Annotated in this window: 16 protein-coding genes; 13 read left to right on the forward strand and 3 right to left on the reverse strand. The window is 39.9% G+C overall.

Annotation, left to right across the window (positions count from 1 at the left end; translation table 11 throughout):
* Positions 1–139: 139 nt before the first annotated feature.
* From XDD1_RS09795 to XDD1_RS09820, 6 genes are all read left to right on the forward strand, one after another.
* Complete coding sequence (locus tag XDD1_RS09795) at positions 140–1063, forward strand: tyrosine-type recombinase/integrase (protein ID WP_231854507.1); 924 nt, start codon at positions 140–142, stop codon at positions 1061–1063.
* Positions 1064–1164: 101 nt separating this feature from the next.
* The gene (locus XDD1_RS09800; RefSeq protein ID WP_045970763.1) at positions 1165–2043 is read left to right on the forward strand and encodes a DMT family transporter; all 879 of its coding nucleotides are present in this window, start codon (positions 1165–1167) and stop codon (positions 2041–2043) included.
* Positions 2044–2330: 287 nt separating this feature from the next.
* Entirely contained in the window at positions 2331–2804 is a 474-nt protein-coding gene (locus tag XDD1_RS09805; protein ID WP_045970765.1) for a helix-turn-helix domain-containing protein, read from the forward strand.
* Complete coding sequence (locus tag XDD1_RS09810) at positions 2798–3334, forward strand: IS630 family transposase (RefSeq protein WP_084721000.1); 537 nt, start codon at positions 2798–2800, stop codon at positions 3332–3334. Before XDD1_RS09805 ends, XDD1_RS09810 begins: the two co-directional genes overlap by 7 nt.
* Positions 3335–3418: 84 nt before the next feature.
* Positions 3419–4111, forward strand: coding sequence for a hypothetical protein (locus tag XDD1_RS09815; protein ID WP_231854382.1), 693 nt, complete (start codon positions 3419–3421; stop codon positions 4109–4111).
* Entirely contained in the window at positions 4059–5096 is a 1038-nt protein-coding gene (locus XDD1_RS09820; protein WP_045970767.1) for an IS630 family transposase, read from the forward strand. The genes XDD1_RS09815 and XDD1_RS09820 overlap by 53 nt, the downstream gene beginning before the upstream one ends.
* Positions 5097–5168: 72 nt before the next feature.
* Here XDD1_RS09820 and XDD1_RS09825 read toward each other — a convergent pair whose 3' ends face one another.
* A complete protein-coding gene (locus XDD1_RS09825) occupies positions 5169–5924 on the reverse strand; it encodes an FNR family transcription factor (RefSeq protein ID WP_045970769.1) in 756 nt (251 codons plus the stop codon).
* A 259-nt stretch (positions 5925–6183) separates the two neighbouring features.
* On the opposite strand from XDD1_RS09825, the gene XDD1_RS09830 reads away from it, so the two are divergent.
* The 6 genes from XDD1_RS09830 to XDD1_RS09855 all read left to right on the forward strand — a co-directional run bounded on the left by XDD1_RS09830 (position 6184) and on the right by XDD1_RS09855 (position 13909).
* Complete coding sequence (locus XDD1_RS09830) at positions 6184–7086, forward strand: dimethyl sulfoxide reductase anchor subunit family protein (RefSeq protein ID WP_045970770.1); 903 nt, start codon at positions 6184–6186, stop codon at positions 7084–7086.
* Positions 7087–7553: 467 nt separating this feature from the next.
* Positions 7554–9497, forward strand: a complete 1944-nt coding sequence (locus XDD1_RS09835; RefSeq protein WP_045970772.1) for a pyridoxal phosphate-dependent decarboxylase family protein — start codon at positions 7554–7556, stop codon at positions 9495–9497.
* 512 nt (positions 9498–10009) lie between these two features.
* Entirely contained in the window at positions 10010–10816 is an 807-nt protein-coding gene (locus XDD1_RS09840; protein ID WP_045970774.1) for a TauD/TfdA dioxygenase family protein, read from the forward strand.
* Between the two features lie 83 nt (positions 10817–10899).
* On the forward strand, positions 10900–11943 hold the full coding sequence (locus tag XDD1_RS09845) for an IS630 family transposase (RefSeq protein WP_045970488.1): 1044 nt from the start codon (positions 10900–10902) through the stop codon (positions 11941–11943).
* 70 nt (positions 11944–12013) lie between these two features.
* Entirely contained in the window at positions 12014–13012 is a 999-nt protein-coding gene (locus tag XDD1_RS09850) for a hypothetical protein (protein WP_045970776.1), read from the forward strand.
* A gap of 12 nt (positions 13013–13024) precedes the next feature.
* Complete coding sequence (locus XDD1_RS09855) at positions 13025–13909, forward strand: radical SAM protein (protein ID WP_045970778.1); 885 nt, start codon at positions 13025–13027, stop codon at positions 13907–13909.
* A 122-nt stretch (positions 13910–14031) separates the two neighbouring features.
* Here the strand turns inward: XDD1_RS09855 and XDD1_RS09860 are convergent, their stop codons facing one another.
* Positions 14032–14811: a class I SAM-dependent methyltransferase gene (locus XDD1_RS09860; protein ID WP_045970780.1), complete on the reverse strand. Its 780-nt coding sequence runs from the start codon at positions 14809–14811 to the stop codon at positions 14032–14034.
* Between the two features lie 32 nt (positions 14812–14843).
* Positions 14844–15461: a LysE family translocator gene (locus XDD1_RS09865; RefSeq protein ID WP_045970782.1), complete on the reverse strand. Its 618-nt coding sequence runs from the start codon at positions 15459–15461 to the stop codon at positions 14844–14846.
* A gap of 121 nt (positions 15462–15582) precedes the next feature.
* Here XDD1_RS09865 and XDD1_RS09870 point away from each other — a divergent pair, with 121 nt between their 5' ends.
* Positions 15583–16476, forward strand: coding sequence for a LysR family transcriptional regulator (locus tag XDD1_RS09870; protein WP_045970784.1), 894 nt, complete (start codon positions 15583–15585; stop codon positions 16474–16476).
* Positions 16477–16487 lie beyond the last annotated feature (11 nt).

Here is a 16487-nt window from a genome sequence, read left to right on the forward strand (position 1 = left end):
CCATTAAGGTGCACCAAAATCGCATAAAAAATAAACCAACTGGAATAGGGAAATGGAAATGTCTGCTCCGTTCGAACATGAAAATGACAGTGATAAAAAATCACTGATTGTGCCGACCGATTACCAACAAGAACAGGATATGCTGATATCGCTGTCAGCATCAGGAAGACAAAACTATAACAATCCCGCCATTGCCTATCTTGTTAGTCTCGGATCAAAACGCAGTCGCCAAACCATGAAATCATTTCTGGATATCGTGGCAAAAATGTTGGGCTACCAAAATGTGCAGGACTGTACTTGGCATGCACTCCGTCGCCACCATATTCAGGCAATTATGGAAATGCTTTCAGATTCGGGTAAAGCTCCCGCAACAATTAATACTTATCTTGCTGCTTTAAAAGGCGTTGCGTTGGAAGCATGGACCATGAAGCAACTCGATACCGATAGTTTTCAACATATAAAACAGGTGCGATCTGTCAGGGGAAACCGGTTACCAAAAGGCAGGGCGCTTGAACGTTATGAAATAAAAACATTATTTTTTACCTGCGAAAATGATATCAGCACCAAAGGATTACGTGATGCGGCCATCATTGGTGTGCTTATCGGGTGTGGGCTTCGTCGTTCAGAAATTGTTTCACTCGATATAAAACACATTATTCATCGTGAACAAGCATTAAGAGTGATGGGAAAAGGTAATAAAGAACGGTTATCTTATATGCCGGTAGGAACATGGGAACGTTTAAACCGTTGGATAGATGAAGTGCGTGGTGATCATCCGGGTCCACTTTTTACCCGTATTCGCCGTCATGATGATGTAACCGATAACCGTTTGTCAGATCAAGCCATTTATCACATCCTTGAAACACGCAGGATAGAAAGCAGGCTGGAAAAGTTTGCCCCGCATGATCTACGCAGGACATTTGCATCAGCTATGTTGGACAATGGAGAAGATATCGTCACCGTCAAAGATGCAATGGGGCATTCAAGCATCACGACAACCCAGAAGTATGATCGACGCGGGGATGAGCGCTTAAGGAATGCTGCCAGAAATTTAAATTTCTAACTAACTTCTCAGACGTTTTTGCGATCAAATATTATTCGACAGATTACTTCATTTAGTGTTAATTATTACCCTTTCATAAATAACTATGAAGGTGTACTTATATGACCGCAAAAACACTTTGGAGTACTTATGGTTCAACTTCTCTCTTCGTTTTATTGTGGAGTAGCGGCGCAATCTTTTCCCGTTGGGGGCTGGATCATAGTTCTTCTTTTGCCATTTTGACGATACGTTTTGCTATTGCTTTTCTATTTTTGTTGGCACTCTGCATATTCAAAAAACGTTTTCTTCCTGCTTCGGGAAGCAGGAAGAAAGTCGCCGCAGTAGGATTATTGATCATCGGTGGATATTCGATTTTTTATTTTCTGGCATTGGAAAATGGCATAACCCCCGGCATTTTGGCTACGGTGATGGGAATTCAGCCAATTATTACACTCTGGGTAATGGAAAGAAATTTCACTGCTCGCCGTTTAGTGGGGTTGTTTTTATCTTTTATTGGATTAGTACTGGTTGTATTTCAAGGATTGGTTTTAACAAAATTTTCCTTTTCAGGCACTTTTTTCGCGTTGGCTGCATTGGCCTGTATGAGTATCGGAGCTATCTTTCAGAAACAAATCCATCAAACCCCCTCTGAAGTTCTACCATTACAATATGGTGTAAGTTTATTGCTTTGCCTGTTATTTATACCTTTCAAACCTTTTCATATTGAGCCGGTCATTGGTTTTATCGTGCCAGCATTATGGCTTGGTTTAGTCATTTCTGTCGTAGCACAATTATTACTTTATCGACTTATCAGGGCTGGTAATTTGGTTAATGTCACTAGTTTATTTTACCTTGTTCCAGGAGTAACAGCAATCATGGATTATTTATTTTTAGGTAATGCGTTATCTATTTTGAGTATCCTTGGAATGTTCGCGATAATAATCGGTTTGGCGCTGGTTTTTCGTAAAAAAAAGACAAATAAAATTAATAACATCAAGTAAATTCAAATGGTTATCGCCATATTGATTTATGTTGGTTATTATTTCATACATTTAAAATAACAAATTTATTAAACTTTAACAGGATTGCCAATTTTCAAAATATGATTAATATCATCAAGTGGGAATGAATAATGAATGACATCAAATAAACAAATAACAAAAGGAGTAAAACATGGAAAAATCATCTCATTCAGAATCATCTAAATCACCTGTTAAGTTAATCAGATAAACTATCTGCATTACTGTTACAATCGATAACACGATAACCTGATTTTCTGCCTGTCCTTATGAAATCGAAGATAATACTTTCTGAGCCTGAACAAATAACATTGCAACAACTCGCTTTGAATCATCCCCACCGGGCATACCGTACGCGAGGAACGGGTTTGCTCATGCTTGCCAGAGGGAGCAAGCCGTCCCAGATCACCGCTGAAATAGGATGCAGTCTCCGGGTTATCTATAATTGGGTTCACATGTGGCACAATTCAGGGATAGCGGGATTATTAGGCGGTCATGCTGGAGGCCGGTATCTCGCTATGACGCCTGAAATGATTGCCACTGCGGTCGAAGCTGCCTGTGCAGAGTCCCTAACTCTCGCACGGATAGCCCAGTGCGTTGAGGCAAAGCATGGGCCCCTGCCTTGTACGCTTGAAACGCTGGCAAATACCCTGAAAAAGCAGGGGCTCACCTATAAACGCACCCGTCTATCGCTTAAAAAAAGCGTAACGAAACGTAGTTTGCTAACAAATCCGCCTTGCTGAATAAAATTAAGGCTGGAGCACAGTTAGGCCATTACCGTTTGGTCTATTTTGATGAGGCGGGTTTTGCCGCATCTCCACCAGTGCAATATGGATGGAGTCCACGGGGTAAGCCCCATGAAACTGAGCCTCAAGAGCATGACAGGCGGTCAGTTCTGGGGGCGTTAAAGTACACGGATAACACGCTGTTTTACCAGACAACGTCAGGCAGTATCACGCGAGATGACGTGATTGATTTTTTAGAGCAGCTCGCCCAACAAGGGGACAACCGCCTGACATTTTTAGTGTTGGGTAATGCGCGTATCCATCACGGGATTGAAGAAAAAATCAGAAATAGCTGGTTACGAGAACACAACCTGTTTTTATTCTACCTTCCCGCCTACAGCCCAGAGCTGAATTTGATTGAAATCGTCTGGAAACAAGCCAAATACCATTGGCGACGTTTTATCACTTGGACTCAGGAGACAATGGAGAATGAATTAAATACGTTATTGGGCGGTTATGGTAACCAATTTGCAATTAATTTCTCTTGAGTACTTAATGCATTTACTGAATGGGACCCACTTGAAGAAGTAATTGTTGGAATTGTCGATGGCGCCAGATTTCCCACATGGCATATGGCGCTGGAACCTGTATTGCCAGATAATCAACTCATTAATTTCCAAAGGAATGCAGGACGCTCTTTTCCTAAAGAACGTATTGAAGCAGCCTCCAGAGAATTAGAAGAATTTGTTTATATTCTTGAAAATGAAGGTATCAAAGTACGTCGTCCTGATGAACAAGATCAATCAAAAGTATTTGGCGCTCCAGGATGGACAAGTACAGGTTTATATTGTGCCATGCCAAGAGATATACTTTTTATTATTGGTGATAATATTATTGAGTGTCCACTAGCATGGCGTTCCCGTTATTTCGAAACAGCAGCCTATAAATCTTTGCTGAAAGAATATTTTAAGGCTGGAGCTAAATGGAGTGCTGCGCCTAAACCACAATTGACTGATGAACAATATAATTTCGGTTGGGAGAAGGAGAGTAAAGAACAACAAAAAATTGCTCTAGCAGTAACAGAATTTGAACCCACTTTTGATGCGGCTGATTTCTATCGTTGTGGTAGAGATATCATTGCCCAGAAAAGCCATGTAACAAATGATTTTGGCATTGAATGGCTAAGAAGACACATTGGTGATGAATATCGTATATACCAATCGCCATTGAAGATGCTTGATTTCTTATCCAAACCCGATCATGCTTGCAATCATGAAAATTCATCTGACACCAGAACAAAAACGTGCCCTCGAATTGATGCATGATACCACTCGTGATAGTCGAGTCTGTGATCGCATCAAGGCCGTGCTTTTGGCGTCAGAGGGCTGGACAGCTCAGATGATTGCTCAGGCCTTACGTATTCATGAAACTACGGTAAGCCGTCACCTAAAAGATTTCATCGCGCAGGAAAAACTCACCCCCGAAAATGGCGGTTCTGAAAGCCATCTCTCTGCCAAACAAACCGCCGATCTGGTTGATTATTTGACGGCAAATTTGCTGCATACGACCGCTCAAATTGTGGATTATGTACGAGCTCGTTGGCAGGTGTCTTTCAGCGTGGGAGGCATGACGAAATGGCTTCACCGACAAGGTTTCAGCTACAAAAAGCCAAAGGGCGTTCCTCATAAATTCGATGCGGATAAGCAGCAACAATTTATTGATGACTTCCAGTCTCTGAAAGACCGGGCAGGTCAGAATGAACCTATCCTATTTATTGATGCGGTGCATCCTTCGCAGTCCACAAAGCTCAGCTATGGTTGGATGAAAGCGGGGAAAAATCAGGTAAAAGTGGTCGAAACCACCGGCAGTCGTACCCGTCTCAATCTTCTGGGCGCCCTCAATTTACAACGAATTGAAGACACCGTGATCCGTGAATACCCGAGTATCAATGCCGAAAATATCGCGTATTTTTTCGGCGCTATTAGAGAAACTTACCCACTTTCGCAAAAAATTCATATTATTCTGGATGGGGCGGGTTACCACCGGGCAGAATTGGTGAAAGAGGTGGCATATGTCCTTAATATTGAACTGCATTACCTACCGCCTTACAGCCCAAACCTCAATCCAATAGAGCGATTGTGGAAGTATATGAATGAGCAAGTACGTAACAATGTTTATTTTCCGGATGCGAAGACATTCCGTGAAACCCTTCGTCACTTTTTTCATGTCACTTTGCCAGAAAAAGCGAAAGAACTCACGACTAGACTGACTGACAACTTTCAGATTTTAAAACCTGCATCTTCAAGTTAGATTGGTATATAACAGGGAAAGAGTACGCCAGATCAGCAAAATATCGTGATCTGGCCTAAAATTTAGCTAATGTTAGGACACATTAGCCGAAGGCTTGCCGGCCAACTCAGTCAATTTACCCATATCTTCGACCGCAATATATTTACCTTTGACAGCCAAAATACCATTTTTTTGGAAACGGCCAAGCAGGCGACTGATTGTCTCAACCGTCAAGCCTAAGTAATTGCCAATGTCACCGCGTGTCATGGTAAGGCGGAATTCGCGGGGAGAGAAACCGCGTTGTGCAAAGCGGCGTGACAGATTGTAAACAAAGGCAGCCAATCTCTCTTCTGCGTTCTTTTTGGAAAGCAGCAAAATCATCTCTTGGTCGCCTTTGATTTCCCCACTCATCAAACGCATCATTTGTTGACGGAGATTAGGCATTTTTCCGGAAAGGTCATCCAGCGTTTCAAATGGGATTTCACATACCATTGACGTTTCCAGGGCCTGGGCAAAACTGGGATGTTCAGTATTAATGATGGCATCAAATCCAACTAAATCACCGGCAAGGTGGAAACCTGTAATTTGTTCATCACCTTCTTCGGTAATAGTATAGCTTTTGATGGTCCCAGAACGGATGGCATAGAGTGATTTTAGTGCATCACCAGCCTTAAATAACGTTTGCCCTTTCTGGATGGGTTTTTTACGCTCAATGATATTATCAAGCTGGTCAAGTTCATGTTCATTTAAGGTGAAAGGAATGCAAAGCTGGCTAATGCTACAATCCTGACAGTGGATTGCACAACCACCAGATTGAATCCGACGAATAATACGTTTTTCCGGGATCATAGGGAATACTCATTAGAAGTGATTGATATGCGTAAACTTAACATATTTAGGTTGCTCTGATAAGAGTAAGTACTCCCACTATCACGGTATTTATCATTCTGGTAAGAAAAGGAAATTTGGGGGGATTAACGTCGCACTTGCGTGAAATTTTAGCCATTCAATATAATATCTCAATAAAACTGAAATTGAATTAATAATATGTGGATATAATACACGTCGATGATGTTATTTGGTTACAGACAAATGAAATAGGGTTGACATGAGTGAATGGTTGTTAATTGCACTTACAATGATAGTCCAAAGCTCAGTAGGGCTTGTATTGATGAGCGGGCTTTATATTTACTGGTTGAAGCATGAGTCAAACACATGGCAACATCCAGTGACCATTTTTGTGCAAGAAGTATTACTAAGAACATTATTAGTCAGTAGCACACTGGCGGGAGTAGGGCTGACTGCTTCTTTAAACATTCTAGGACACCCATTTAATGTTTATCACGCATTGCAGAACATAGTACAAGGATGGGTAAATATAGAAACACTCTTTGCTGCCATCTATTTTGGGGGGCTGCTCTTATACACACTTTTTTTTATGATTACAAAACACGCACATGTTTATATTATGCTGGTGATTGGCGTTATTGGTTTAATTGATCTCTATTATATGGCGATTATTTACGTTAACAGTGCCATGATCACATGGGCAAATATTAACACCTATTTTCTATTTTATAGCGCAGTATTTACGTTAGGGCCTGCGTTGGCGCTGTCATTTATTGCTTATCCGTTAGGAAAATGCCTCCAAGGAAAGTTGCCTGTCAAATTGGTGATGGCAGCTCTGTTGATTGTTTTTATTAGCATCACAATGCGACTGATTGAACAACCCGCCTATATGGAGTGGTTATCGGAAGTTACAATAGTCAATGCCAATGTTATTTTTCCACCCCAAGCTGAATTCAATATCAAAAGTGCCTTTGGATTAAGAATGCTTTCATGGTGCCTGTATATTATTGCGATGGCAATCTGGAGTTACTCTCTATGGAAGGGAAGGAATAACTCATTGATTAATAAAAACTATTCCATTAAAAACCATGCCATTCTCATCGGGGCAGCCCTCGTGTTCATCGCTGAAGTGATTAATCAATATACATTTTTTATTATGTGAAATGTATGAAAGATGATTCATACTCTCTTGATTGATTAATCCTATTCTTTTCGCTCTTCGCTCGACATAACAGAAACTGGGGCGATATTACGGTTTCTGTTATGTATAAAAATAACCACTTTTATAGTTTCTGTTGTAAATATTTTCTATTTAATACTATCAGGTGTTCTTTTCATTTTTTTGTGGTAGCGCACAAATTTAAAATTAATTATTAACTTATTATTAATATTCTAAGCATTATGTTTTATATCTGTATATATTAGTTCGATATATATTGCAGAATGATTTTTATGCAATTGCAATGATCGAAAATCAAACAATTATTTTCATTGAGTTATTGTGGGGGTTTTATCACCACCGCAAGGCATTTGTCGTTAGAACAGAAAATAAAAATGAAATTATTAATGATTTTATAAATTTTTAATTTAAGACAAAACACAAAGAATCAGCTAAAAGGTTACATGATCATGACTAAACCGTTTCATCCTAATTTAAATGTAGATGCCTTGTTTTTGGGGCCAAAATCAGAGAACGCTGTTTTTTTTAGAGAGATGATGGATTATGCAGTTAGTGAACATATGCATTGGCGTTCAGGTTTTCACCCCGAAGATTCTACCTTAGTGACATCCGTTGATCGCTATGAACATAACTACAGAGAAACGCTTTATCGTACAGAAGGGATCTTAAATCAGTTGTCAGCAAAACTGAAAAATTCGTCTATTCCTTTCTTTTCTCCCCGTTACCTCGGTCATATCAGCAGTGATACCTTGATGGTTTCTAATCTTGCCTACGTTATGGCCATGATGTACAACCCGAATAACTGTAGTTATGAAGCATCTCCGACAACAACGGAATTAGAGCTGGAATCAGGGTTGGATCTCTGCCGCATGTTTGGCTATAACCCTCAGCAATCTTGGGGGCATATTACTTCTGGTGGCACCGTGGCTAACTATGAAGGATTGTGGGTAGCCAGGAATTTAAAAACATTATCTTTTGCAATATCCCAACATCCTAAAGCAAAAGATCTGATCGAGCATAAGACACCTAAGCAGTTGAAAAATATGCCAACTTCTGAACTGTTGGATTTGATTACCGAATTGCAAAAACGTGGGCTGTTTGAAGAAATCCGCGATATGACATGCCGTGGAACTGGCGTTAAAGCACAAATTCTAGGCAAGTTATTGGTTCCACAATCCAAACACTATTCTTGGATGAAAGCCGCAGATATTTTCGGTATTGGCCAAGAAAACATTATTCCATTGCCTGTAAATGATCATTATCAAACTGATGTTGCCCAAATGCGGAAAATCACCTTTGGACTGATTGAGCAAGGTGAACCTATCCTGGCGATGATTGCCGTGGTGGGGACGACGGAAGTTGGCGCCATTGATCGGATTGATGAAGTGATTGCGTTAAGAAAAGAGTGTGAAGAACGTTATGGTGAATCATTCTATATTCACGTAGATGCCGCTTATGCAGGATATGCGTGTTCCATGCTCCTGAATGAGCAAGGTGAATTTGTGGAATATGATGAACTGGCCAATTACCACCGTTCGGCGGGGATCATGCCAGAAAATATCAGTTGGCCAAAACCGGAAGTTTATCAGAGTTTCAAGGCATTGAAAGACGTTGATTCGATTACCGTCGACCCGCATAAAGTGGGTTTTATTCAATATGCAGCGGGTGCCATCTGCATGAAAGATAAGCGCATTCTTGAACTGATCTCTTCGCACGCAGCATACGTATTTGAAGGCCATGCTGATAAAACCAGCACCAAGAATCGGGGAATTCTGGGTTCATCCATCATGGAAGGTTCAAAATCGGGAGCAACAGCAGCGGCACTTTGGGCTGCCCACCGTTTATTACCTTTAAACATTAATGGCTATGGGAAAGTCATTGCTGCCGGCATTGTCACGGCACAAAGCTTGTTGAACAAATTGGCAAACTTACCACCAATAGAAATCGGCAAGCATCGATTTGAAGTGCATATTTTTCCATCCCCTGATTTCCATATGATCAACTTTACATTTAAAGAAGTGGGTAATGAAAGCCTGAGCAATCATAATGCGCTTAACAAGCGTCTGTACGAGCTTTGTTCATACTCTGCGGGGCGCGCTTATACCAACGATTTTCTCACATCATCAACCATCTTAGATTATAAAGAATATGGCGATACGCCGTGGCACCATGCACAGAAATGTGGTTTTAGCCGCAGTGAATGGGAAAAAGTCCGCAATATCTATGTATTACGGGCTGCGGTCATGACTTATTGCTTACGCGATGAAGAGCACTTTGAAGAGTTCTGGGAACAGCTTCAAGCTATTTTTGTTAAGAAATTAACCCAAATTGTCGATGAAGAAGATAAAAAAGCCCGATTGAGATTAGAACCGGATGTACCATTTATTGGTTAGTTAAAATAAGCCTGAAAAACATTCAGGTATCGTTTAACTAACTGAAAAATAGTTTTTTAACTGAAAAAGAGCTTAGATAAACATAAGCTCTTTTTTTATCTTAGATGTTTTTATTTTATTGAGTATATTAAGTTGGCTGTTAATTCAAATTATGAAAATTTATTTTCTTAATATAATCAATAGATAACAAATATATTATTTCACAGTCCTATGAAAAACAATCATTTATTCTTCATGTAATAAAATGTGATTTTTGTCACAAAATAAAAACGTTTTCAATGCGAGTCAAAATCATTGATGTTTAAATTACAAATGTTTTTCATTTAATTAACATTAAATGAAAATATAACCTTTTATTTGACAGGAAATATCACTGCACATGAAGTCTATAAAGAGTAATGTTTAATATCACTAAAGATAATAATACAGATAATGAATTAAGGAGGTGTGAATAAAAAATATAAAACCATCAATCATCCTTAACTAAATAAATATTTTTATAGGAATAACTTATGTCATTTATGATCGAGCCTATTAATGGGAATTTTGGCGCATATATAATCGGCCGAAATCTTTCAGAGTTATCAATAGAAGAATATGAAAAAATAAAGTTGTACTTATCGAAATATGCTCTCTTGGTTTTTAAGAATCAAAATATGGACGATGAAGCATTGGTGCATTTTGCACAACGTATAGGAAGCGGAAAACTCGAAGAACCCGCCAGAAAAATTTCGTTATCAGACAACCGAAAATATATCGCTTACTTGACAAATATTTGTGATAACAATGGTAAGCAACTGGGTTTTGCCGGAAATGATACCGATTTTTGGCATTCTGATCAGGAATTTAGGATTAACCCCGCCTCAGTTAGCATCTTATATGGTGAAGTAGTGCAATTTAGCGGTGGCAATACTTCTTTTGCTTCAACAGCGGCAAATCACCTTGGTTTCACCCATGATGAAGTGTCGATGCTGAATAACTTATATTCCACTCGCCAGCCGGCAGCTTCACATGACAACGCACCTCATATTACGGTTGCTCATCCTGTCATACTTGAAAATGTGCAAACAAAACAACGTTATGTTTATGTCAGTGAAAATACTATCGCATTTTTTCACGATGAAAATATTTTATCAAACTCAGGTATAATTAAAAAATCTATTTTAGGCAAAATCTTATCATCAGAAAATATTTATTCCCATCGATGGGAGGAGGGGGATTTGCTGCTATATGACAATAGCCAGCTTTTACATCGCCGCGAATGTTTTACCGGAAATAGATTTATTAAAGGATTAAAAATAAATAGGTTTTCAAAATAGTAGATCACTTGAAGGGAACTCAGTCCGATTTTCGCGATCTGATTAATCGCCAAATCAAAACAAATCCCAAAATGGACTGAGTCATGCCAATCATAACATCAATACCCCGAAATGAACGACGTCAAATGAAAAAAGCTATCCAGAAAACCCGGGATAAGAACTATGCACGTCGCCTCACCGCGCTCTTGATGTTGCATGAAGGGAGTACGGTTTCTCACGTTTCCAGAACGCTTCACTGTTCACGTTCTTCAGTTAATCGTTGGGTAAATTGGTTAACATTATACGGGTTGGAAGGGCTTAAAAGCCTCCCTGCGGGAAGGCCTGCCATCTGGAATTTAGCCCCGCTTCTCTCCGTCATTTCTTTCTTATTACAGCACTCTCCACAACATCTTGGCTATCTCCGTTCACGATGGAGCCTTGAACTGATTACACTTAAAATCAATGAGATACTGAATATATCGCTCTCTCAAAGTACACTCTATCGCTACTTTTGTCGGGCGGGCATCGTTTGGCGAAGGGCGGCGCCAACCTTAAAATTACCTGACCCTGAGTATGATGAAAAAATGGCCAAAATCAGCGAGGCGTTATCCAATGCCTCAGGGAAACATCCTGTCTTATATGAGGATGAAGTGGACATCAACCTTAACCCGAAAATCGGTGCAGACTGGTGCTTCAAAGGACAGCAAAAGCGTGTTGTTACCCCCGGAAAGAACCAAAAACACTACCTTGCGGGTTGCCTCAATGCGAAAACGAAAGAAATCACGTATGTCGGTGGCTTGAGAAAGAACTCAGATTTATTTATCAAATTGTTAGATGAAATTAATCATCAATATACCAGTGCCAAGACAATCACGTTAATTTTAGATAACTATTGCATTCATAAGAGCCGGAAGGTCAGGGTTTGGCTGGCAAAAAATCCCCAATTTAACCTTCTCTTTTTACCGTCCTATTCCCCGTGGTTGAATAAAATTGAACGTCTATGGCAATCCTTGCATGAAACCGTGACACGAAACCACTGCTGCCAATTTATGTGGCAGTTGCTTCACCATGTCAAAATCTTCATGGAAACCGCTTCCTTACAACAGCAGAAACCGGGGATGAGAAAAATGGGTGTATCACAATTATGAAAACCTATTTATATCCTGATACATTATACCAACCTGAAATACCTGGTTGGGCTGTTGGGGGAATTTAAATATGAATCTTACGAAAGAGCAAGAAAAATCCATTACTCGACTGATTAGAAATAGTAATAAAAAACATACTCAGGGGCGTGATCTCAGTCCGGCTGAACCCATGTTGATTCGGGCAGGAATCGCGGGTGATTTACCATTTAATAGCTTAACCACCGATGTAGTGACTGGCTGTTTGCCAGAAAGTATGGCTTGTTATGGTATGTGTTTTTCCGCTATCTCCAGTTGGGAAAATGGTATCGACTTTGGTAAACGTATTGATAATCATTTGGATGAAAATATTTTTTCCAGTGATCTACAAGCCTTACCTAATTCGCAGAAATACATCAGATGCGGATGGAATAGCGATCCTTCGTGGAATTGGGAAGTGTCTACACGAATGGCCGAATTAGCACGGGAAGCTGGAATATTAATGATTTTTATCACCAAAGCCTTTAAAAAAATGACTGATGATATTGCCCAGCGTTTAATTGCGGTCAAATCTGAGATGAGAGTTTCTGTCAGCGCACTAGATACCAATGAGCAATTAAAGAAACGGCTAAATTTTATTGAATATTATCGTGATACAGGCGGAATAGTGATTCCCATTGTGTTAACAACATTCTTTAAAGATATTGGGTTAATGGAACGGCAGCAAAATATTGTTGATTGGATGGTAATCCATGACTATCCCGCAGCCGAAAACAGCTTGCGATTCCCTAATAATGCAAAAATTTCTGAAATTGTTGAGCCTAGTATGGTTAAACCATTGGATAAAGGTGACGAATTTTGGAGCGGTCGCTTATATCCTGATCAACTTTTATTTCCTACCACGACCACAGTTCCAGAAGATTATCAAGGGATTAATAGTGGTTATCTTTCCCAATTGAGTCTGGACAAAATTCATCAATTATTCCTTGATCCAGTTAAAACACACCAAGAAGTCATGCAATCTGATTTGCCGTTGTCCAGTCCCAAAATGTGTGGGGTTTCAGATATGCGTCGCCGTGCCCAAGAATATTGAGAAGGTGTAAAAATGAAAATCAGCGAAATCATGGAGTCTGAAAATGGCTCTAAGAAATATTTGCTATCAGCAAGTGACTCAGACTTAAGAAAAAGCGTTGAATCGACTTTCTTTATCCATACAAACCAACATTTGCCTTATCTCTGCATATCCAGTCAATACGGTTGTGCGGTCGGTTGCGTTTTCTGTGAAACAGGCAGGCAACAGCCATTGGGAAATATGACAACAGAACAAATAGTCCAACAGGTTTTGTTATGCCATGAACATTTACTGCATTCAGAGGCACTGGGAGATAGCCAAAGACTCAATACGATATTATTTGCCGGAATGGGTGAGCCAATGCTGAATCTGAAAGAGATCAGTGGCGCAATTGCTGAGTTCAAAAAACAGACCTTGGCAGATAGGGTGACACTGACAACGGTGGGTATTCGCCATGCTGGAGATAAAATTTATGATCTTCCGCTGGATATGATATCCATTTCACTTCATGCCACAACGGACGAACAGCGCAATATGCTCATTCCATCAAAAGCAAAATTTGGTATCAAAGACCTGCTTGACCATTTTTCAGCATATCATCACCATAAAAATGTACCCGTTATTGTCAATTATCTGATGTTAGAGGGAATAAATGATTCACAAGAGGATTTAGCTCGGTTAAAAGATCTGGTAGATAAAGACACATTCATTATCAAGCTAAAATATTTGAATGAAGTAAGTGATATCAATGGCATCACATTGAATCCCTCAGAAAAGATGCAGTCTTTTGCCAAGGCACTTACTGAAGCAGGTTTTCGATGTATATCAGATATCAGTGATGGAACAGAAATTTTGGGGGGCTGCGGTCAATTAAAATCTCAGGTCAGGGATATTCGCAGTAAATATCGAATTATGTAACGTCATCATAATATGGACTCATTTTGATACATATTGCCGTGCCAACAAATAATAAATTGGACTCAGGCTTGGGAGACGCTCTCTCAAGCCTGGGTTTTTTCCATTGCCTATATTGCTTACTCTTATTTTATGCCTACCCATACCGTCCAAAAATCTTTTTCAACAATATCAACCTCAGCACCCAGTGATTTTTCAATATGCCTGATTAAGTGAGCTATCTCTTTATCACTTAATTCATGCAAAATAGAGCGACCTTTTCGTGCCTGAAAATCGGTGGCTAATTGGAAAAAATTTTTATAGACGGTGCGTTTTTCCAAAAGAGAAAACGCTTTAACTTGTTTAAAACCAATGGATTGTAATCCATCAATCACTTCAACCGTATCTGGCCTGCGTTGATTTTCAAAATTTCGCAGGTGAGGATAAACATCAAAGATATAACCACGAATATGTTCAGGTGAACCAGGAAGTTGGATATCTTGCAAGGTTCTGTCCTGCAAGATGTACATGCCGCCAGAACGCAATAAGCGGTGGGCTTCAGCAAAACAAGTGATTCTATTTTCTTGGTTGATATGGTGGATAAGTGCTCTTTCAAAGACAATATCTTGACTGCTATCAGGTAAGCCCGTACCAAGCGCATCTCCATGTTTAATCACAATATTTGGCAGGTCACGGGTATTTTCTGTTACATCGGCCAACATTTGCTGAGAAAAATCAACGCACGTGACTTGTCTGGCGCCCATTTTTATCCACGCCAGAGAATAAATTCCTCCACCACAACCAATGTCCGCGATATCCTTATCGCGCGGATCGACCAACCTCTGGATTAAATCGAACCATTCTTGTTGCGCTTCACGACCAAGGTAAGTATGTCTATTTTCACGGGCATTAAAGTTGATTGGCATAATCGTTAATCCTCTTGGTTGCTGTCGTTTTTTTACCCATTAGCGAGAGGGATTATCCCCAGAGAAATTCCTAATCCCACTAAAATGACGCCAATGATCCGATTGAGTATGGTCTGCTTTACCAACATGGCGGCTCTAAGTTTATGGTGAGAGAAGAAAACAGCCACCCCAATAAACCAGATGAGGTGCATAAGGGACATAAAGATCCCATAACCCATTTGTAACCCAATGCCAGTCGATGATGAAACAATTTGAGTAAATGTACTGACAACAAACAGTGTTGATTTGGGGTTTAATACATTAGTTAGGAAACCCGTTCTAAATGAAGCTATTGAAGTGTTTTTACTTGAGTTGATATCAATATCAACTTCCGTTTTTGATATGAGGGTCTTATAGCCGATATAGATCAGATAAACTGCTCCTGCAATTTTTATAGCAAACAATATATTGGGAGAATGGGCAATCAAGATACCAATACCAAGAATGGTATAAGCAACATGAACTAATATCCCTGATGCGATCCCAAAAGCGGCCACTATACCTGCCCGTCGGCCATAAAGATAACTGTTGCGGGTGATCATCGCAAAATCAGCGCCGGGGCTGATAACAGCAAGAATGGTAATAACGGCTACAGCAATTAACTCTGTCATTATGTTCTCTAGCTCTCATTAGTCATATTTTATTAACTTATTCTCTTGAATTTTTTGACTAAAGAATAACGATTAATTTACGCTGGAATGATTGAGAAAAAATCAACAATAAAGGACTGTAATGAAAAATCTCCCTTCATTGAATGCACTGCGGGTATTCGAAACCGTCGCCCGTTACCAAAGTCTCGTCAGAGCAGCCGAAGAATTGTTTGTAACATCAGGAGCAGTTAGTCGTCAGATCCGACAATTAGAAACGGCTTTAGGCGTTATATTGTTTGAACGGAGGAATAGGGGGATTTTTTTGACGTCAGCAGGTGAACAATTGAAACAAGCCTGCCAGCAAGCATTTGGATTAATGGCACTGACCATTGACCGGCTTCAACAAACTTCACCATTAACACCACTAGTGGTTTCATGTGAACCCACCATTATGATGAAGTGGCTCATTCCCAAGTTAATAACATTTAAAGCACATTACCCTGATATTGAAGTTCACTTAGTTTCTGGTGGTGGCTATATCGATTTTTCACGCAGTTCAGTGAATTTAGCTATTCGGCGCAATGATTTCCTATGGGATAGACGCTACGTTGCTGAACGGCTGGGAAAAGAATGGATAGGCCCAATTTGTTTACCTGAAACAGAAAATCACGCTATCACACACCAACCACTGACGCTATTGCATACGCATACTCGTCCAGAAGCGTGGAATGATTGGATGTCAGGCGTTAAGCAAATTATCCCCAAACAGCATGAACACTGGTTTGAACATTTTTATATTTTATTGGAAGCCGTCATGGCGGGACATGGGGTTGGAATAAGTTCTATCTATATGATTGAACAAGAGCTGAGTGATAAAAGGGTAAGTGCACCTTATGGCTTCATTCCGGATGGCTCTGCTTATTATTTGATATCACCCGAAACTTTCGAAGCCAATACGCCACAGTCACTCTTTCTTGGATGGCTAAAAAAAGCATTCCATGATAGCCAAACTCGACTTGCTGATTTTTGTCACTGAACGCCAACGTT

The sequence above is a fragment of the Xenorhabdus doucetiae genome, from assembly GCF_000968195.1.
Classification (GTDB): Bacteria; Pseudomonadota; Gammaproteobacteria; order Enterobacterales; family Enterobacteriaceae; genus Xenorhabdus; species Xenorhabdus doucetiae.